Genomic DNA, 18178 nt, shown 5'->3' on the forward strand with positions numbered 1-18178 from the left:
TGCACGCGGATCACGCAGACCTGGTTGACGTCCCCTGCCCTTCGTCGTTCTCGCCCCCCTTGGCCTGCGTGTTCCAGACGTTCTACGTGACCCCTGGACCCGGCGGCCAGACGACCGCTGGGGTGATTGAGTTCCGGCCCCGATCGGCCTCGGGGGCGCGATACTGATCGGATGGTGGAGCAACTGCTCACCGATCTTCCTGCCCAGCTCCCGGTCGCCGTCGCCGTGATCGCACCCGAGGGGAGGGTCGACTACGCCAACCCGAGGCTCGCAGAGCTGCTCGACACGACGTCCGGCGAGCTCGTCGGGCGCCCCGTCGACGACGTCATGGGTGAGCCGGGATTCCACGACGCCTTGACCGACGCCGACGACGGCGCCATGCGGGAGCTGCGCTGCCGGCGCGTGGACGGAACGGAGCTGTGGTTCGACGTGACCTGCCGGAGGATGGAGGGGAGCGAGGCCCTGCTGGTCGTGCTCGCCGAGACCACCGAGCGACACAAGTTGGCCGGCGAGGACGCCGCCCGCACCGCACTCCTCACCGAGCTGGCAGAGCTCCCGGAGAAGAATCCCGGCCCCGTCTGCAGGCTCGCCAGCGACGGCACCATCCTGATGGCCAATGCCGCCGCCCGCAGGTTCATCGGGGCGGGCGACATCCGGGGCCGGAACTGGCTGGAGCTGTGCCCGGGTATGTCCCAGGACCTCTGGCAGCAGGTTCTCGACGTCGAGCCAGGCTCCCCCGTCCGCGTTCTGCACGAGGCGGAGAAGGACGACGTCTACATCCTGTTCTCGCACGTGCGCTCGGACAACGGCGACCTCGTCTTCGCATATGGAGCCGACATCACGGCTCGGCGGAGGAACGAGAAGCTCCTGGCCGAGCAGGCCGCGACCCTCAGGGAGATGGCCAGGTTCCCGGAGATGAACCCCGGTCCTGTGCTGCGGATGGACATCGGCGCGAAGGTGCTGATGGCGAACGCCGCCGCCCGGAGTGTCTTCGGCGACGAGCTGATCGGTCGGAGCTGGCGGGATCTGTGTCCCGGCATCGACTCCGAGGCGTGGGACGCATTCCTCGCGGCCGAGGGAGCGGCGGTGCCCCATGAGGCCTGGATCGACGACCGGGCCTACGTGTTCGCACACCGCTTCGACCGGCAGAGCCGGCTGGTGTTCGTCTTCGGCGCCGACGTCACGGCCCAGAAGAAGGCCGAGAGCGCCCTGCGGCAGAGTGAGCGGATGGCCACCCTCGGCACCTTGGCCGCCGGCGTCGCGCACGAGCTGAACAACCCCGCGGCGGCCACCCGGCGCGCGGCCAACCAGCTCAGCGAGGCGTTTGCCGACCTCGAGGCAGCCCACCTCCAGCTCGACGCGGTCGCCGAGGTCGGTGATGCCCGCGAGGTGCTGCGCGAGCTGGAAGCACGCGCCCGCGAGCACGCCGTACGGCCGAGCGACCTGGGCACCGTCGAGCGCTCCGACCGCGAGGCGGAGATCGAGGACTGGCTCGACGACCACGACGTCGAGGGTGCCTGGGACCTGGCGCCCACGTTGGTGTCCCAGGGCCTGGACCCGGACGACCTCGACCGGCTTCTGGACCGGGTCGGTCCGCAGGGTCTGCCGGTCGTGCTCGCCTGGGCCAGCAGCGCTTTCCGGGTATACCTGCTCACCCATGAGATCGGGCAGGGCGCCGGACGGATCTCCGAGATCGTCGGTGCTCTCAAGAGCTACTCCTACCTCGGTCAGGCCCCCGTCCAGGCGGTCGACCTCCATGAAGGCATCGACAACACGCTGGTCATCTTGCGCAACAAGCTCAAGCACGGGATCGAGGTGCGTCGCGAGTACGGCGACGTCCCGCCGGTCGCCGCCTACGGCAGCGAGCTGAACCAGGTCTGGATGAACCTGCTCGACAACGCTGCAGATGCGATGAACGGCAAGGGGACGATCACTATCCGCACCCACCGGGACAGTGACTGGGCAGTGGTCGAGATCGTCGACGACGGACCGGGCATCCCGTCGTCGATCCAGCACAAGGTGTTCGACCCCTTCTTCACGACCAAGGAGCCAGGTGAGGGCACCGGGCTGGGACTCTCCACGACGTACTCCATCGTCACAGAGAGGCACCACGGCACGATCAGCGTCACATCGGTGCCGGGCGAGACCTGCTTCACCGTACGGCTCCCGATCGACGCAGTTGAAGGAGGTGCCCGATGAGCAAGCCGGTCATCCTGAGCGTCGACGACGACCACGAGGTGCTGGGCGCGATCGAACGCGACCTGCGACGCCACTACCGCGGCGAGTACCGGATCCTGAAGGCGAGCTCGGGACGCGCCGGGCTCCAGGCCGCCGTCGAGCTGAAGCAGCGCGGGACGCCGGTCGCGCTCTTCCTGGTCGACGAACGAATGCCAGGGATGTCCGGGACGGAGATGCTGCAGGAGGCGCGCAAGCTGCATCCGGACGCACGTCGGGTGCTGCTCACGGCGTACGCCGACACCGAGGCGGCGATCCGAGGCATCAACGACGTCGGCCTCGACCACTACCTGCTCAAGCCCTGGGACCCGCCGGACCTGCGTCTCTACCCCGTCCTGGACGACCTGCTGTCGGACTGGTCAGCGAACGTGCGACTCCCCTACGACGGCCTCCGGGTGGCTGGTGGGACCTGGTCACCGCAGAGCTACGCCGTCAAGGAGTTCTTGTCCCGCAACGGTGTGCCCTACCGCTGGCTGGACGTCGACGGCGACGAGTCGGTGCGAGAGCTCGTCACGAGCGTCACGGGAGACCCGACGCTGCTGCCCGTCGTCTTGTTCGCCGACGGGAGCACACTGGTCCGGCCCACCCACCAGGAGCTCGCGGAGAAGGTCGGGATGCGGACTGTCGCGAGCCGGCCGTTCTACGACCTGGTGATCGTCGGCGGCGGCCCGGCGGGTCTGGCGGCCGCGGTGTACGCCGCGTCGGAAGGGCTGGCCACGCTGATGGTCGAGCAGGAGGCTCCCGGGGGTCAGGCCGGCACCAGCTCGCAGATCGAGAACTACCTCGGCTTCCCGGCCGGAGTCTCCGGCGCGGACCTGGCCCGCCGCGCGACGGCCCAGGCCAAGCGCTTCGGGGCGGAGCTGCTCAGCGCACAGGAGGTGACGGCCATCCGCCGCGACGACCCGTACCGGGTCGTCCGTCTCGGCAACGGCACGGAGGTCTCGAGCTACGCCGTGATCCTCGCTCAAGGAGTCTCGGTGCGCACGCTCCAGGTGCCTGGGGTCGAGACACTGACCGGGCGCGGCGTCTTCTACGGGGCGGCGATGACCGAGGCTGCGACGTATCGCGGACGCCACGTCTGCGTGATGGGCGGCGCCAACTCAGCCGGTCAGGGCGCCCTGTTCTTCTCGAGGTACGCCAGCCGGGTCACGATGCTGGTCCGCGCCGACTCACTGCACAAGAGCATGTCCCGGTACCTCATCGACCGCATCGAGGCGGCGTCCAACATCGAGGTCCAGACCGGCCTGGAGGTGGTGGAGGTCTACGGTGCCGGCCACCTCGAGGGCGTCTCGGTCCGCGATGTGAGCACCGGCGACGTCCGATCGATTCAGCTCGCCGCGCTGTTCATCTTCATCGGCAGCGCGCCGCACACCGCGACGGTCGCCGATCTCGTGGAGCTGGACGAGAAGGGCTATGTGCTGACGGGACCCGATCTGCCCTCCGCCGCCAGCGGCCGACCTGCCGGCTGGCTGCCGGACCGGGACCCGTATCTCTTCGAGACCAGCGTGCCGGGCATCTTCGCAGCGGGCGACGTGCGCGCGGGTTCAGGCAAGCGAGTGGCGGCTGCGGTAGGCGAGGGCTCCGGTTGTGTCAGCGTCGTGCACCGCTATCTGGCCACCGTGTAGCGCCGCGCGAGGACAGGGACGGAGCAGTCGAGGGCTACTGGGTCTTCGCCGGAGGGCTCCAGCCGGCGTCCACGGCGACCGTCGTCGACGGCCAGGGTGAGACGCCGGTGATGACCGATGGCTCGTACCTCGAGACCAAGGAGGTCATCGGAGGGTTCTGGCTCTCGACGCTCCCGACCTCGACGAAGCGCTCAAGCTCGCGGCCGGGGGGTCCAAAGCGTGCCGGAGCGTTCACGGTGTCCGACGGCTGCAGAGGCCGCTCGCGTGGAGCGGCTCACGAGTAGCTCCTGGGCACGGTGTTGCTGATGCCGATGTTGCCCGCGTGGTCCGCCTGGGTGGCTTGCACGTAGATCTGACCGGGTCCGGTGCACACGAGCAGGAGGCAGGTTTGGAGGTCGCTGGACGTGTTCGTCCAGCCACCGGTGGTCTGGTTGACGGTCGCCGTACCGGCGTAGTCGGTGCTGCCGGACGAGCACGGGAACGCATTCTCGCTGCAGATGACGACATGGACGTTCCCGGCGTCTCCGCCGCCGATCCCGGCGGTGCCGGTGGTGGTGACGAGCCCGTTGCTGTAGGTGACGTGCGTGATGGCCACCGTGGGTGCGGTGGAGTCGATGGTCACAGTGATCCCGGGCGAGGCCGCGCTGGCGTTGCCGGCGGCGTCAGAGGCCGTGGCGTTGACCGTCTGCGCTTGCTGGGCGAGTGTGCCTGGCGTGATGGAGTAGCTGCCCCCGCCGGCTACACCGCTCGTGAGGAACATGCCGTCGCTGTACAAGGTGACCGTGGAGTCGGGCACCGCCGTACCCGCGAAGGTCGGTGTGGTGTCGTTGGTGATGTTGTCGGTGTCCGTGGTCCCAGCGGCTTGGGGAGACCAGGAGTCGCTGCCAGCGATCAGGTCCGGTGCGGACGGGGCGGCGGGCGCGGTGGCGTCGATGGTGATCATCGTGCCGGTCGAGGGGCTGCTGGTGTTGCCGGCGGCGTCGGTCGCTGCGGCGGTGATCGTCGCTGTCCCCTCGGCCAAGGACGTCGTCGCGATGGCGTAGCTGCCTTCGGTGGCCGCCGCACCGCTGCCGACGGCGACGCCGCCGCTGTAGAGGGTGACCGTGGTGCCGGCCTCGGCGGTTCCGGTGAACGTCGGCGTGGTCACGTGTGTGATCCGGTCGCTGTCGGAGGTCCCGGAGTCACTCTGGGCGGTCAAGGTGGGGGCGGAGGGGGCGGCGGGGGCGGCGGTGTCGCGGGTGACGCTGTCGTCGGTGCTGGTCGAGGGGTGGTTGCCGTTGCCCGCCAGGTCGTGTGCCGCCTCGCTGGCGACCCGGATCGTGACGGTGCCGTCGGTGGTCATCGCGGTGACCGCCACGTTGTAGGTCGCTCCGGTGCCGGTGACCAGGGCGGTCGCGCCCGCAGGAGCCCTGAGCTCCACGTCGTCCGCGGTGAAGCCGGTGACCGGCTCGGAGAAGCGCACGCCGTAGTTGATCGGCTCGCTGTTCGTGGGGTCGGCCTGGCCGGCTTGCTGGTCCACGGTCACAGCGGGGCGGAGGGTGTCGATGGTGACCTGGGTGCCAGACGATGCTGGCCCGGTGTTTCCCGCCCCGTCGGTTGCCGCCGCGGTGAGGGTCTGCGATCCCTCGCCTAGGACCGACGTGGTGATCGAGTAGGTGCCTGCGGTGGCCACGCCGGTGCCGACCGCGGTGCCGACCGCGAACACGGTGACCGTGGAGCCGGGCTCGGCCGTGCCGGTGAGCGTCGGTGTGGGGTCGTTGGTGACCCGGTCGGTGGGCGAGCTGCCGGTGTCGCTGGCGGTCGTCAGCTGTGGCGCGGAGGGGGCCTCCGGGGCGAGGGTGTCGATGTTGACCGTGTTGCTCGGGTTGCTCGCGGCCGTCCAGGTCTGGTGGATCGCGGTGACGACGTAGTGGTAGTCGCCGTCTGGTTGTGGTTGGTCCTGGCACTTCAGGCTGGTCGTCGGCGCTGACGGCGAGGTGCCGCAGGCGGCGCTCGTCGTGCCGTCGCCCTCTCGGGTGCGGGTGAGGAAGTACCCCTGTCCCGGGCCGCCCCCAGGAGCGACTGCTTCAGTCCAGGTGACCTCCACGGTGCCCGGTTCTTCCGACACGGAGCCGGTGACCTCCGTCGGGGGGAGCATGGTGCCGGTCGCCGCTGCTCCCTCGCCGCCAGCGGTGGCGGTCCAGTATGTCCATCCGGTGCCGGGCCCGAGGAACATGCCCACCAATGCGACCAGGCTGGCGATCAGGAGCGCCCTCGCCACGCGGCTCGCGTTGTGGGTGCGCCGGGCTCGGTGCCGGGGGGCCAGATGGCCGCCCGGCTGCCGCCGTCCACGCGAGATCCGAACCATGGCAATGAGCTCCAACAGGGAAGGGCAAAGAAGGTGGGAGGCGCCGAGGCGCCTCCCACCCCCAGTGATCATCAGCTGGCGGTGTAGCTGATCACCAGCTGTGCGTTCTTGCAGGCGTCCTGGTTCGCGGCGGTGTTGTTGAAGGCGATGGTCAGGTTGCCCCACGAGCCCACGTTGGCTCCGACGGGCACCTCGGCGCCAACGACTCCGGTGCCGGCGATGGTGTAGTCGGCTGCGGAGCACCCGTCGACCGGGTCGCCCAGCGCGTCGTTGACCTCGGTCACCTCGGCGGCCACGGCGGTGACGTAGACCGGCCCGTCGTTGGTGTTGGTGAACTTGCCGCTGAGCGGCTGGGTGCCCGACCCGGGGGCCAGGTTGGTGACCGTGCTTGTCTGGTGGACGGTGATGCCGGCCGTGGTGCCGGTGTCGGCACTACCGGACCCCGTGCCGGTGGCTGTCCAGTAGGCGAACGCGGCTCCGGCGATCCCGACGAGGAGGACCGTCAGCGCGACGACCCTCTTCTTCCGGCTGATCCTGCGCTTGCCGTGCGTCGCACCGTCAGTGGTCTGCTCCTGCATTGAGAGTTCCTTTTCAGTTCGGCAAGCCCGGCCAGCCCTGGAGTCCCGGGCCATGTGGCGGTGGCCTGCTTGTTCGTTGACATCTGCTGTATCGGGCGGCGGTCTCCGCGACTTGAGGACTGCATCCGTCCAATCTGCTGTCTCCATGGCCGCCCGGGCCGGGCCGCCCAGAACGGGCGTGCCACGGTGGGTGCATGCGACTCGGGACGTGGAACCTGGAGAACCTCTTCAAGCCTGGCGGGGACGGACCCACCGGCCAGGCCGAGTACGACGTGAAGCTCGCCGGACTGGCCGCCACCGTCACCGAGCTGGCGCCCGACGTGCTGGCGGTCCAGGAGGTCGGGGACCCCGAAGCCCTCGATGACCTGGTCGAGAGACTTCCGGGTGCCTGGGTGACCGCACTCGCCGACCCGGATCGCCGAGGCATCCGCGTCGGGTTCGTCTCGCGGCTAGCCCTGGCGGACGTGGCGCAGTTCGCAGACTTCCCCACGGAGCTCGGCGGCGTCCAGGTCGACGACGCGGGCGAGCGCATCGAGCAGATGGGTCGACCGGCCCTGCAGGCACGTGTCGATGCCGGCGGCACACGCCTCGACGTGATCACCACGCACCTGAAGTCGAAGCTGCTGACCTACCCCGGCGGCCGGTTCGGCCCCAAGGACGAGGGCGAGCGGGCGCGCTTCGCCGTCTACGCCCTCCACCGACGCGCCGCTGAAGCGGCTACCGTCCGGGCCGGCGCCGACGCCCTCCTTGAAGGAGACGGGACCTCCAGGGCGGTCGTCGTCGCCGGTGACCTGAACGACGAGCCCCAGGCCGCGACCACCCAGATCTTCCTCGGGCCCGGTGGTTCCGAGATCGGCACACCCGGGCACACCCAGCCTGACCGGGGAGACGGCCACCGACTCTTCAACCTGGCTCCCCTCATTCCCGAGGAGCAGCGCTACTCGCGCGTCTACCGCGGCCGCCGCGAGCTGATCGACCACCTGCTCGTGAGCCATGCGCTCCTCGACGACGTGACGGACGTGACCACCGGCAGCGGCAGGACGCCCTCGATCACCGACGACCCGAGGAGGCGTCGCAACGCACCGCAGTCGGACCACCGGCCGGTCGTGATGACGCTCGATATCTGACGCCTTGTGTCCTTCCCTGGCCAGAAATCTTCGCTCCACCGATTTTGCGGATCCCCGGGACCGGATCCGGATGGCTCTGGCATCATGGATACAAGCCCCGCAGGTGACCCGAGACTCCTGCGGGGCCTCTTACGTCTCTGGCCGGGACGCTGCGCTGCGGGTTCGGCGTAGCAGCCCAACGGGTACCTCACAGCATGTGGGGCAGCCTCGGCGACCTCGTGGTCGCGCTGCACGCCGCCTACCTGGTGTTCCAGGCGTTGGGCGGGTTGCTGGTGCTGTGGTTCGGACGTCAGGTCCTCCTGCTGCACCTGGCCGCCGTGACGTGGGGGATCGTGATCGTGGCGATGCACTGGCGTTGCCCGTTGACGGTGCTGGAGAAGTCCCTGCGGTCCCGGTCGGGCGAGGCGCCATACCCTGAGTCGTTCCTGGACCACTACGTCTTCGGCAGTTACCTGCCGGACGGCTCGCAACCATGGGTGTACGGCCTCCACCTGGTCGTCATCGTCGTCGTCTACCTGGTCCTCGCCGAGAGGTGGTTGGGCGCAGGAGGCGTCCGCCCAGCTCGCCAGGTCGCGACCTGACGGGTCGGGGGGCCTGGTGGCGATCGCGTTCGAACGACCGGCTCGGCGGACGCCCCGTGACTCCGTCGGCGTGCGTCGCTGGGTCACCTACGCCTGCGGCGTGGTCGTGCTGGTCCGGCTCATCTACGTCTGGCAGCCGCTGCGGTCCGATGAGGGCGGGTACCTCCTCGCCACACGGCACTGGAAGACCGGGGGCGAGTTCCTCTACGGCGACTACCACGTCGACCGGCCGCCCCTGCTCATGTCGATCTACCGGCTGGCCGCCCTGTCGGACTGGGATCCGATGATCCGGGCGCTGAGCATCCCGTTCGCCGTCGTCGCCGTGGCTGCCCTCGCCCGGGCCGGCTACCTCGTCGCGGGCGGCCGCGGTGCGTGCTGGAGTGCGGCCGTGGCCGCTGCACTCGTGACCTCTCCGGCGCTCGCCGCAGACCAGGCGGACGGGGAGCTGTTCGCTCTCCCGATAGTCGCGGCAAGCGTGGCCCTGACGCTGGAGGCGTGGCGCGCTCGCGGGTGCCGTCGCGCGTTCTGGTACGCCGTCGCGGCGGGCGTCTGTGCGGCCGCGGCACCGCTCATCAAGCAGAGCTTCCTCGACGGGCTGGTGTTCGTCCTGGCGTTGGTGACCGCTGACTCGGCACTGCGCCGGCGGGTGCTCCCAGGCCGGGCGCGTGTGGTGGCCGTCGGTGCGGGGCTCGGGGCGGTGGTGCCCCTCCTCGCCGTCCTCACGTGGGCACGCTCCGCCGGAGTCGACGGAACGAGCCTGTGGGCCGAGCTGGTGGCGTTCCGGGCGGACGCCTTCGCGGTGATCTGGCAGGACAGCATTCACAGGCCCCTCACGCGGGGCGTCCGACTCGTCGCGCTGGCCATCGTCAGTGGCATGGTGCCGCTCGCCTGGGCGTGGCGCCGCGCGACGCCCACCTCGCCCGAGCACTGGGCCGTCAGCTGCACACTCGTGTTCGCCGTGGCAGCGCTGCTGGCCGGCGGCAGCTACTGGCCCCACTACCTGCTGCAGCTGGTCCCCATGCTGGCCCTGGCAGCCGGCATCCGCGCCGCCTCGGACTCGGTCGCGGGCGCGTCGATGCGGTGGGCGGCGAGGGTCACCGTCCTCTCGGCGGCCGTGGCCGCTGTCGTCACCACCGTGGCGTACGCCGCGGTCCCGGGCGTCTGGTCCCTGCAGCGCACCGGCACCTGGCTCGCCGAGTCCAGCCACCCGTCCGACACCGCGGTCGTGGTCTACGGTCATCCGTCGGTCCTGGAGGCAGCCGACCTGCGCTCCCCCTACCCGTACCTGTGGAGCCTGCCCGTGCGCACCCTCGACCCGGAGCTCGCGAGGTTGCGCGCGACCCTGGCAGGGCCCGAGGCCCCGACCTGGATCGTCCAGACCAGTGCGTTGAACTCCTGGAACATCGACGAGGGCGACCAGCTGCGCTCGGTCATCAAGGCCCGCTACGACGTCGTGGCCACGATCTGCGGCCATGCCGTGTGGCTGCGCTCGGACCTGACCCGTCCGGCTGCTGCACCACCAGCCTGCTGAGCTCCGCGATCCACAGCTGTCACCGGCAGCTAGAGGTAGAGCCCGGTGGAGCCGGCGTCGAGCCGCTCGGCCGCCACCGCATGGATGTCGCGCTCGCGCATCACGACGTAGACCTCGCCGTGGACCTCGACCTCCGCCTTGTCCTCGGGGTCGAAGAGGACCCGATCGCCGACCTCGACGGCGCGGGCGTGCGGACCCTTGGCGATGACCTTGGACCAGGCGAGGCGGCGCGCGCCCATGGCCGCGGTGGCCGGGATGACGATCCCGCCCGAGGAACGGCGCTCCCCCGCATCCCGGTCGAGCTCGACCAGGATCCGGTCGTGGAGCATCTTGATGGGGGCTGACCCCTGGGCGTCGCTCACGGAAGGATCAGCGGGTGAGCTTGCGGATGACGGCGAGGAGCACGATCGCGCCCACGACACCGCCGGCGACCTTGATGATGTTGTCCGTGCGCGGCGCCCCCGTCTCGAGGTCGACGAAGTGCGACTTCACGGTCGTCACCTCGCGCCCGACGATCGTCTTCGGGTTCGCGCGGTAGGCGAGCTGGTCGATCGTCTGCGCGAGACGCTGACGCGTCTCCTCGATCTCACGCTCGAGCGAGCTCAGTTCGTTGGTCACGCGGGAAGGTTACCAATCGCCCGCGGGTCGAACCCCCAGGGCAGCTCCAGCCGGTGGGCCCGCATCAGCGCATCGTCGGTGAGCACGTCGAACGTGCGACCGTCCGCCACGACCACCCCGTCACTGAGCACGACGGAGCGAGGGCAGAGCTCCAGGGCGTAGGGCAGGTCGTGCGTCACCATCAGCACCGTGACGTCCAGGCTGCGCAGGATGTCGGCCAGCTCGCGGCGGCTGGCCGGGTCGAGGTTGGAGCTGGGCTCGTCCAGCACGAGGATCTCCGGGTCCATGGCCAGGACCGTGGCCACCGCGACCCGGCGGCGCTGGCCGAAGGAGAGGTGATGGGGCGGGCGGTCCGCGAAGTCGGCCATGCCGACCTTGTCCAGCGACTCCATCACCCGCCGCTCCAGCGCCTCACCGCGCATCCCCATGTTGGCGGGGCCGAAGGCGACGTCCTGCCGCACCGTGCCGAGGAACAGCTGGTCGTCGGGATCCTGGAAGACGACGCCGACGCGGCGTCGTACCTCCTTGTGGTTGGCCCTGACCACGGGCAGCCCGCTCACCGTGACGGTGCCGCGCCCAGGGGCGAGGATGCCGTTGAGGTGGAGGACGAGCGTGGTCTTGCCGGCGCCGTTGGGCCCGAGGAGCGCCACCCGCTCGCCCGGGTGGACGTGGAGGTCCACGCCGAAGAGAGCCTGGTGGCCGTCGGGGTAGGCGTAGGCGAGGCCACGGACCTCGAGGGTGGGCGCGCTCATGAGGGCAGCGACCCGTCGTAGCCACGGGAGAGCATGGCGAGGTGGACCCGTTCCCCGCGCTCGTAGGAGCGGATGAACAGCGACCCCATGGCCCGCGCGAGCACCGGCCAGTGCCGCGGGGAGCGGGGCTCGCACCCGCGGGCCCGCATCGCCGTCGTCATCCGGCCCAGCTCGCCGGTGACCACGTCGAGGTAGCGGATCATGAAGCCCATGATCTGCACGAGCAGGTCGGGCATCCGGAGTCGCTGCAGCCCGCGCAGCAGGTCGGGCGCCTCCGTCGTGGCCGCCAGAGTCAGGGACGCCAGCACACCGAGCGTGCCCTTGGCCAGCAGCGCCCCGGCCGCGACGAGGCCCGGCTCGGAGAGGCTGAGGCCGAGCACGTCGGTGCGCGGTCCCGTGGCGACGAAGGGCACCAGCAGCGCGAAGACCACGAAGGGCACCTCGACGACCATGCGCTTGGCGAGGTAGAGCGGTGGCACCCGGCTCGCCGCGACGACGCCGAGCAGCAGGACCGCCTGCACGCCGTGGAAGGTCCACCAGCCGGCGGGCGTCGCGACGACGACGAGCATGAACGCCACGAGCGCGAGCAGCTTGACGTGCGCGGGAGTCCGGTGGACCGGGCTGTGCCCGTGGTAGTGGAGGCGATGCTTGTGGCCGGCGCCCATCTCAGCCGTCGCTCGCGGCAGGGTCCCGGCGTCGCACCAGCCAGAAGAGCCCGCCGCCGAGCACGGCGACCAGCGCGACGCCGGCAACGCCGGCGAGTCCCCCACTGACGCGGGAGTCCTCCACCCCTCGGGTCTGGTAGTCGGCGAGCGGGCTGTCGGCGGTCGCCGAGTCCTCGGCCGTGTGGCCGAAGCCGGCCTGCTCGGCCACGTGCTCCAGCCCGTCCGGGTGGGCGCTGGCGTAGTAGCTGGCGACGCCGGCGACGAGGAGGCAGACCAGCAGGCCGAGGGCCAGGAACGTGCGCGTCCTCATCGGGCCACCACCTCACGGATCTCGAGCTCGCGCTCGGCCAGCACCGGCCGCGCGCCGTACACCAGGTCGGGCCGGACGGCGACGACGCTGCCGACCACCAGGCCGGTGATCACTGCCTCCCCCACGCCGATGACGGCGTGCCAGGAGAGCATCGCGACCAGGACGGTGCCGGGGTCGACGGGTGCCTGCCCGCCGACCGTGAAGAGCAGGGTGAAGACCGCGGCGGCGGCCGGCACGCTGGCGAAGCCCGCGAGCGCGGCGGCGGGCGCGATCGAGGACGTTCGCCGTGGCAGCACCCGCCGCGCACCGGCGAACACGACCCAGCCGACCACGACCGCCACGAGGGCCATCAGCGTCACGTTGGTGCCCAGCGCCGTGATGCCGCCGTCGGCCATGAAGAGGGCCTGGACCAGGAGCACCACGCTGAGGCAGAGGACGGCCGACCACGGGCCTACGAGGACCGCGGCCAGGGCGCCGCCGAGCAGGTGTCCGCTGGTGCCCGCCGCGACCGGGAAGTTCATCATCTGTCCGGCGAAGACGAAGGTGGCGACGAGGCCGGCCATGGGAGCGGTACGGTCGTCGAGCTCACGGCGGGCCCCGCGCAGGGCCAGCCCGACCCCCGCCATCGCCACCACCCCCGTGGCGAGCGAGGTGGGCGCGTCGAGGAAACCGTCGGGCACATGCACGCCGTCCACCTTATTGCATATGGTTTGCAACAACCACGCCGACCCAGGAGCGCCCCATGACCGACCGCCTCGCCCCCGGTGACACCGCACCCGACTTCACCCTGACCGCCGACACCGGCGAGCAGCTCACGCTCTCGGACCTGCGCGGCCGCAAGGTGATCGTCTACTTCTACCCCGCCGCCATGACCCCCGGCTGCTCCAAGCAGGCGTGCGACTTCACCGACTCCCTCGACTCCCTCCGGGGCGCCGGCTACGAGGTGCTCGGCATCAGCAAGGACGCCCCCAGCAAGCTCGCGAAGTTCCGCGAGCGAGACGCCCTCACGCTCACCCTGCTCTCGGACGCAGACCTCGGCGTGCACCGGGCCTACGGCGCCTACGGCACCAAGAAGCTCTACGGCAAGGACGTCGAGGGGGTCATCCGCTCGACCTTCGTCGTCGACGAGGACGGCAAGGTGGAGGTCGCGCAGTACAACGTCAAGGCCACCGGCCACGTCGCCAAGCTGCGGCGCGAGCTCGGGCTCGCCTCAGACGTGTGACCCGCCGCCCACCACGGTGGAACGGCAGACCTGGCGCGGCAGGTGGACGGCGCCAGGTCCGCCGGGACGAGGTGACACATTGGCCGCGAGGACGGCCGTCCGGGCACCGGCCTCGTGCCTGGTCAGGACGAGCTGCTCGACCACGGTCACGTGGCGCAGGTCCGGGACGACGACCCCCCAGGCGGCCTCTTCGCGGGTCACCTCGCCCATCAGCGCGTCGAATGCGCCCGGGTTGTCGCCCCTCGCCACGTAGACGGTCCCGAGGCTGAACTCCTCGCGGTGGGCGAAGGCCTGGAGCTGGGCCTCCACCCTGGGGAGCTCGGTGCCGCTCCTGAGCACGTCGGTACGGATGTAGCCGAGCAGCAGCGGCCGCGGATTGTTGCTCATGAGATCTCCTCGAGAAGGAACCACGCGGCGCTGTCCGGCGGGAGCTTGTCCCCGACCTCGGGGTCGCTGCCGAGCAGCAGCCGCGCCCCGGGAGGTGGGCACACCGGCCGGGGGGAGCAGTTGACGATGCACGCGAATCCGTCGCCGCGCGTGAACCCGAGCACGCCCGGCTCGGTCGGCAACCACCGGAACCCGCCCGAGGACAGGGCTGGGACGCGGTGTCGCAGGGCGATGGCCTCGCGGTAGAGCTGGAGCATGGACTCGCCGGACTCGAGCTGTCGATCCACGGTGTAGTAGTCGAACCAGTCGGGCTGCGGGAGCCACGTGGGGGTCTGGGTGCCCGGGGGGCAGAAGCCGAACGAGTCCTGTCCGGAGGCCCATGGCAGGGGGACCCGGCAACCGTCCCGGCCCCGTCGAGCACCATCGGTGCGGCGGAACATCGGGTCCCTCAACACGTCGTCGGGCAGGTCGGTGACCTCTGGAAGACCGAGTTCCTCGCCCTGGTAGAGGTACACCGAGCCCGGCAGCGCGAGCATCAGCAGCGCGGCCGCCCGGCCCCGGGTCAGCCCGAGGTCGACATCGCCTGCAGTGACGCCGGGAGCACCCCCGCCGTACCGCGTGACGGATCGGGGCATGTCGTGGTTGTTGAGCACCCAGGCCACCGGGGAGTCGTGGGCGGCGACGGTCTCCAGACCCCGGTCGATCACCTGCGACAGCGAGTCGGCGTCCCAGGGCGTGCGCAGGAACTCGAAGAAGAAGCTCTGGTGCAGCTCGTCGGGACGCTGGTACGCCGCGAGCTCGCCGGCGTCCAGCACGCCCACCTCGCCGACCAGCATCCGCTCGCGACCGGTCTCCTCGGTGTACTCCTCCGCGAGGATTCGCCAGCTGCGCCAGACGTCGTGCACCTCGGGCTGGTTCCAGGCGTACGGGTTGACCGGGTCGCCGGTGAGCTCGTCGTCGATGGCGAACTCGTGGTCCGGCAGACCCTCCCGCTTGTGGAGGCCGTGGGCCACGTCGATGCGGAGGCCGTCCACACCGCGGTCGAACCAGAACCGGAGCACCTCCTCGAAGTGCTCGACGACGTCCGGGTGGCGCCAGTTGAAGTCGGCCTGCTCGGGGGCGAAGGAGTGGAGGTACCACTGGCCGGGCGAGCCGTCTGGTTCGCTGATCCGGCGCCAGGCGGGGCCGCCGAAGACGGAACGCCAGTTGTTCGGGGGCAGCTCGCCGTGGTCGCCGGTGCCGTCGGCGAAGTGGAAGCGGAGGCGCTCGGGGCTGCCCGGTCCGGCGGCCACGGCGGCGGTGAACCACGGGTGCTCGATCGAGCAGTGGTTGGGCACGACGTCGACGATGACCCGGATGTCCAGCCGGTGGGCGTCGTGGACCAGCCGGTCGAAGTCAGCCAGATCGCCGAACTCGTGGTGGACGGCCAGGTGGTCCGAGACGTCGTACCCGTGGTCGTGCTGTGGAGATGCGTAGAACGGATTGAGCCAGATCCCGTCGACCCCGAGGCTGCGCAGGTAGGGGAGCCTGGCGCGAACGCCACCGAGATCTCCGATCCCGTCTCCGTTGGAGTCCTGGAAGCTGCGCACGTACACCTGGTAGATGACGCCGTTCCGCCACCACCCAGGGATGTCTACGGTCCGGCCACTGCGGCTGGAGGTTGTGATCGGTTCGGCAGACATCAGGGGGCCCTCGGGTGGTGGGGAACGGCGTACCCACACACTCCCCCGAGCCCCACTTCCCCAACATCGGGACAGATACGGGGATCGGTACGTAGATGGCGTCGAGTACGTACGTCGGGCTGCCGCCGCGTCGTCGTCAGCGACCCTGTTGCTCGGCCACCCAGCTGGCGACCTGGGAGCGGGAGGTGACGCCCAGCTTGGCCAGGATGTGGTCGACATGAGTCTCGGCAGTGCGTTGCGAGATGATCAGCCGGGCCGCGATCTCCTTGTTGCTCAGTCCCTCCGCGAGGAGCCCGGCGATCTCCCGCTCACGTCGGGTCAGCCCGCCCGCCGCGCTCGGCAGCCCGCGACCGGGCGAGGCCGCCTCGCCCCCGCTTCCGGCGTCGGCGTCCTCGCCAAGGGCGAGCGACACCGCTTGCTCGAAGGAGTACGCCGCGCCCTCCGCGAACGCCTTCGCGTACCGCTCGGAGCCCAGCGCCTCACGCACGTGATCCTCCGAACGCTGGTCGAAGGCGTTGTAGGCGTTCGTCTCGTCGACTCTTGCCCCGCTCGTCCGCCAGATCGCCTGCGAGGCACCGAGCAGCCGGGCCGCCCCCTCGTCGGGAGCGGTGAAAGCGGCACACCAGGAGAGCGCCTGGACGCCGAAGCTGATGCCGGTCAGGTCGTGCATCGTGAGGAACAGCCGGACGCAGTCCCTCAGGGTTCGCGTCGCCTCGGCATGGGCACCTGCACCCCACTGGGTGATGCCGACGCTCCACAGGCCGTAGGCCTTCGACGACATGGCCCCGTGCTCCTCGGCCAGGGCCAGGGCCTGTCGGGCGAACTCGTCGGCACGAGGATCGCCGAGGAAGAAGGTGGCCGCAGTGAGCAGGATCAACGTGTCGAACTCGCCGAGCGGGTCGCCGACCGCCCGGAACTCGCTCCGCGCCTCCTCCAGGAGCCCGATGGCGGCCGGCAGATCACCCTGGTAGAGCGTCGCGTGCCCCCGGCACTCCTTGATGCGCGCGTGCAACCGGTCGTCGTCGAGCCCTGCGGCGATCTCGGCGCACTCGGCCAACATCGCGGCATTGCGGTCGAACTCCGTGGCGAACATGGCCAGATAGCTGGCGGCCCACAGCGCGTACGCACGGCTCCTGGTCGGTTCGGTCGCCAGGTCCAGCGCCTGCAGCAGGGACCGGTACCCCTCCCTGAGGAACCCCGCGAACCAGAAGTTCCAGATGGGCGCGGCGATCTCGAACGCCGCGGCAGCCTCGGATTTGTCCGTGAGGCAGAACTCCAGGGCGGCCCGCAGGTTGCCCTGCTCCCGCCGGAGCCGGATGAACCAGTTGGCCTGATGAGAGCCGAAGCTCTCGGCGTCATACTGCTGCGCCAGGGACCGGTAGTGGTCGCGGTGCCTGAATTGCAACGCCCGCAACTCTTCCTCGTCGAGCCGCGCCGCGCCGTACTGCCGGATCGTCTCGAGCATCTGGTACCACGCGGTCGTGTGCTCGGTCGCCTGGATGCGGACCAGGATCGACTTGTTGACCAGGCTCGCGACCAGGTTCAGGACGTCGTCGCGCAGGATCCCTCCCCCGCTGCAGACATCCTCGGCCGCCTCGAGATCGAAGCCTCCGGAGAAGACCGAGAGCCGCGCCCACAGAAGCTGCTCCGCGGGCGAGCACAGCTCGTAGCTCCAGCCCACCGTCGCGTCCAGTGCCTGCTGCCGGGCGGGCGCGGCGCGTCTGCCGGTGGTGAGCAACCGGAAGCGGTCCTCGAGGCGCTCCAGGATCTGCACCGGCGAGAGGGTGCGCAGCCACACCGCGGCGAGCTCGATCGCCAGCGGGATGCCCTCGAGCTTCCGGCACAGCTCCACCACGGCGTTGCGGTTGCCGTCCCCGAGCTCGAACTCGGGGGCCACGGCCGCGGCGCGGTCCAGGAAGAGTGAAACGGAGTCGTAGTGCGCGGCGTCGCCGGCCCTGACCTTGGCTTCAGGCGTCGACAGGGGTGGGACCACGAGGATCTGCTCGCCCTCGACGCCGAGCACGTGCCGGCTGGTGGCGAGGATGCGCAGGCCGGGTGCCGCGGCAAGCAGCTTGCTGGCCAACACAGCGCAGGCGTCGGTGAGGTGCTCACAGTTGTCGAGCACCACCAGGAGCTTCTTCTCCTCCAGGTACGCCGCGAGGTCGCCAGCGGGATCCGCGGAGACCTGGCGGAGCTCGAGGGTGTTGGCCACGGTGTGCGGGAGCAGCTGGGGGTCGTGAAGGGCGGCCAGCTCGACGAACCACACGCCGTCGGGGAAGGTACGCCGGACCTCGGCCGCCATCCGCAGCGCCAGCCGCGTCTTGCCGACCCCACCGACGCCGGTCAGGGTCAGCATCCGGCTGCTGGCCAGAAGCTTCCGCGTCTCGGCGAGCTCGCGTCGGCGCCCCACAAAGCTGGTCAGCTCGACGGGCAGGGCGCCCCGACCTGACGTCGTCGACTTCGTGGTTGCCATACCGGATTCCGCCCTCTGTGTTCGGCCCCGAGACAGCCATCGGAT

The 18178-nt window shown here is 70.5% G+C and carries 17 protein-coding genes; 6 read left to right on the plus strand and 11 right to left on the minus strand.

Annotation, left to right across the window (positions count from 1 at the left end; translation table 11 throughout):
- Positions 1 to 171: 171 nt before the first annotated feature.
- A complete protein-coding gene (locus DDE18_RS19685) occupies positions 172 to 2199 on the plus strand; it encodes an ATP-binding protein (protein WP_116573974.1) in 2028 nt (675 codons plus the stop codon).
- Entirely contained in the window at positions 2196 to 3860 is a 1665-nt protein-coding gene (locus DDE18_RS19690; protein ID WP_116573975.1) for an FAD-dependent oxidoreductase, read from the plus strand. Before DDE18_RS19685 ends, DDE18_RS19690 begins: the two co-directional genes overlap by 4 nt.
- A 274-nt stretch (positions 3861 to 4134) precedes the next feature.
- Here DDE18_RS19690 and DDE18_RS19700 read toward each other — a convergent pair whose 3' ends face one another.
- Both DDE18_RS19700 and DDE18_RS19705 read right to left on the minus strand, forming a co-directional pair.
- The gene (locus DDE18_RS19700; RefSeq protein WP_165821254.1) at positions 4135 to 6120 is read right to left on the minus strand and encodes an Ig-like domain-containing protein; all 1986 of its coding nucleotides are present in this window, start codon (positions 6118 to 6120) and stop codon (positions 4135 to 4137) included.
- Between the two features lie 158 nt (positions 6121 to 6278).
- A complete protein-coding gene (locus tag DDE18_RS19705; RefSeq protein ID WP_116573977.1) occupies positions 6279 to 6785 on the minus strand; it encodes a hypothetical protein in 507 nt (168 codons plus the stop codon).
- Positions 6786 to 6979: 194 nt separating this feature from the next.
- Here DDE18_RS19705 and DDE18_RS19710 point away from each other — a divergent pair, with 194 nt between their 5' ends.
- The 3 genes from DDE18_RS19710 to DDE18_RS19720 all read left to right on the plus strand — a co-directional run bounded on the left by DDE18_RS19710 (position 6980) and on the right by DDE18_RS19720 (position 10024).
- Complete coding sequence (locus DDE18_RS19710; protein ID WP_116573978.1) at positions 6980 to 7912, plus strand: endonuclease/exonuclease/phosphatase family protein; 933 nt, start codon at positions 6980 to 6982, stop codon at positions 7910 to 7912.
- A 194-nt stretch (positions 7913 to 8106) separates the two neighbouring features.
- Entirely contained in the window at positions 8107 to 8493 is a 387-nt protein-coding gene (locus tag DDE18_RS19715) for a DUF2784 domain-containing protein (RefSeq protein ID WP_116573979.1), read from the plus strand.
- Between the two features lie 16 nt (positions 8494 to 8509).
- Complete coding sequence (locus tag DDE18_RS19720; protein ID WP_116573980.1) at positions 8510 to 10024, plus strand: hypothetical protein; 1515 nt, start codon at positions 8510 to 8512, stop codon at positions 10022 to 10024.
- Positions 10025 to 10053: 29 nt separating this feature from the next.
- On the opposite strand, the gene DDE18_RS19725 is transcribed toward DDE18_RS19720, so the two are convergent.
- From DDE18_RS19725 to DDE18_RS19745, 6 genes are read right to left on the minus strand one after another with little or no spacing between them, the layout of a single operon-like run.
- Positions 10054 to 10353, minus strand: a complete 300-nt coding sequence (locus tag DDE18_RS19725) for a GroES family chaperonin (protein WP_116574072.1) — start codon at positions 10351 to 10353, stop codon at positions 10054 to 10056.
- A 40-nt stretch (positions 10354 to 10393) separates the two neighbouring features.
- A complete protein-coding gene (locus DDE18_RS19730; protein WP_116573981.1) occupies positions 10394 to 10642 on the minus strand; it encodes a DUF3618 domain-containing protein in 249 nt (82 codons plus the stop codon).
- Positions 10639 to 11394, minus strand: coding sequence for an energy-coupling factor ABC transporter ATP-binding protein (locus DDE18_RS19735; RefSeq protein ID WP_116573982.1), 756 nt, complete (start codon positions 11392 to 11394; stop codon positions 10639 to 10641). The genes DDE18_RS19730 and DDE18_RS19735 overlap by 4 nt, the downstream gene beginning before the upstream one ends.
- The gene (cbiQ, locus tag DDE18_RS19740; protein ID WP_116573983.1) at positions 11391 to 12059 is read right to left on the minus strand and encodes a cobalt ECF transporter T component CbiQ; all 669 of its coding nucleotides are present in this window, start codon (positions 12057 to 12059) and stop codon (positions 11391 to 11393) included. The genes DDE18_RS19735 and cbiQ overlap by 4 nt, the downstream gene beginning before the upstream one ends.
- A gap of 1 nt (position 12060) precedes the next feature.
- On the minus strand, positions 12061 to 12369 hold the full coding sequence (locus DDE18_RS23135) for a PDGLE domain-containing protein (RefSeq protein WP_165821255.1): 309 nt from the start codon (positions 12367 to 12369) through the stop codon (positions 12061 to 12063).
- Positions 12366 to 13055, minus strand: a complete 690-nt coding sequence (locus DDE18_RS19745) for an energy-coupling factor ABC transporter permease (protein ID WP_165821256.1) — start codon at positions 13053 to 13055, stop codon at positions 12366 to 12368. The genes DDE18_RS23135 and DDE18_RS19745 overlap by 4 nt, the downstream gene beginning before the upstream one ends.
- Before the next feature lie 56 nt (positions 13056 to 13111).
- Between DDE18_RS19745 and bcp the strand changes: the two genes are divergently transcribed.
- A complete protein-coding gene (gene bcp, locus DDE18_RS19750) occupies positions 13112 to 13591 on the plus strand; it encodes a thioredoxin-dependent thiol peroxidase (protein ID WP_116573984.1) in 480 nt (159 codons plus the stop codon).
- Here bcp and DDE18_RS19755 read toward each other — a convergent pair.
- The 3 genes from DDE18_RS19755 to DDE18_RS19765 all read right to left on the minus strand — a co-directional run bounded on the left by DDE18_RS19755 (position 13580) and on the right by DDE18_RS19765 (position 18133).
- Positions 13580 to 13978: a hypothetical protein gene (locus DDE18_RS19755; RefSeq protein WP_116573985.1), complete on the minus strand. Its 399-nt coding sequence runs from the start codon at positions 13976 to 13978 to the stop codon at positions 13580 to 13582. The two genes, bcp and DDE18_RS19755, sit on opposite strands and share 12 nt — an antisense overlap.
- Entirely contained in the window at positions 13975 to 15567 is a 1593-nt protein-coding gene (locus DDE18_RS19760; RefSeq protein WP_342748974.1) for a glycoside hydrolase family 13 protein, read from the minus strand. The genes DDE18_RS19755 and DDE18_RS19760 overlap by 4 nt, the downstream gene beginning before the upstream one ends.
- 229 nt (positions 15568 to 15796) lie before the next feature.
- Positions 15797 to 18133 carry a helix-turn-helix transcriptional regulator gene (locus tag DDE18_RS19765; RefSeq protein ID WP_116573987.1) on the minus strand — a complete coding sequence of 779 codons (2337 nt, stop codon included), beginning with the start codon at positions 18131 to 18133 and terminating at the stop codon, positions 15797 to 15799.
- Positions 18134 to 18178 lie beyond the last annotated feature (45 nt).

This window comes from Nocardioides gansuensis (assembly GCF_003076135.1).
In the GTDB taxonomy this organism is placed as follows: domain Bacteria; phylum Actinomycetota; class Actinomycetes; order Propionibacteriales; family Nocardioidaceae; genus Nocardioides; species Nocardioides gansuensis.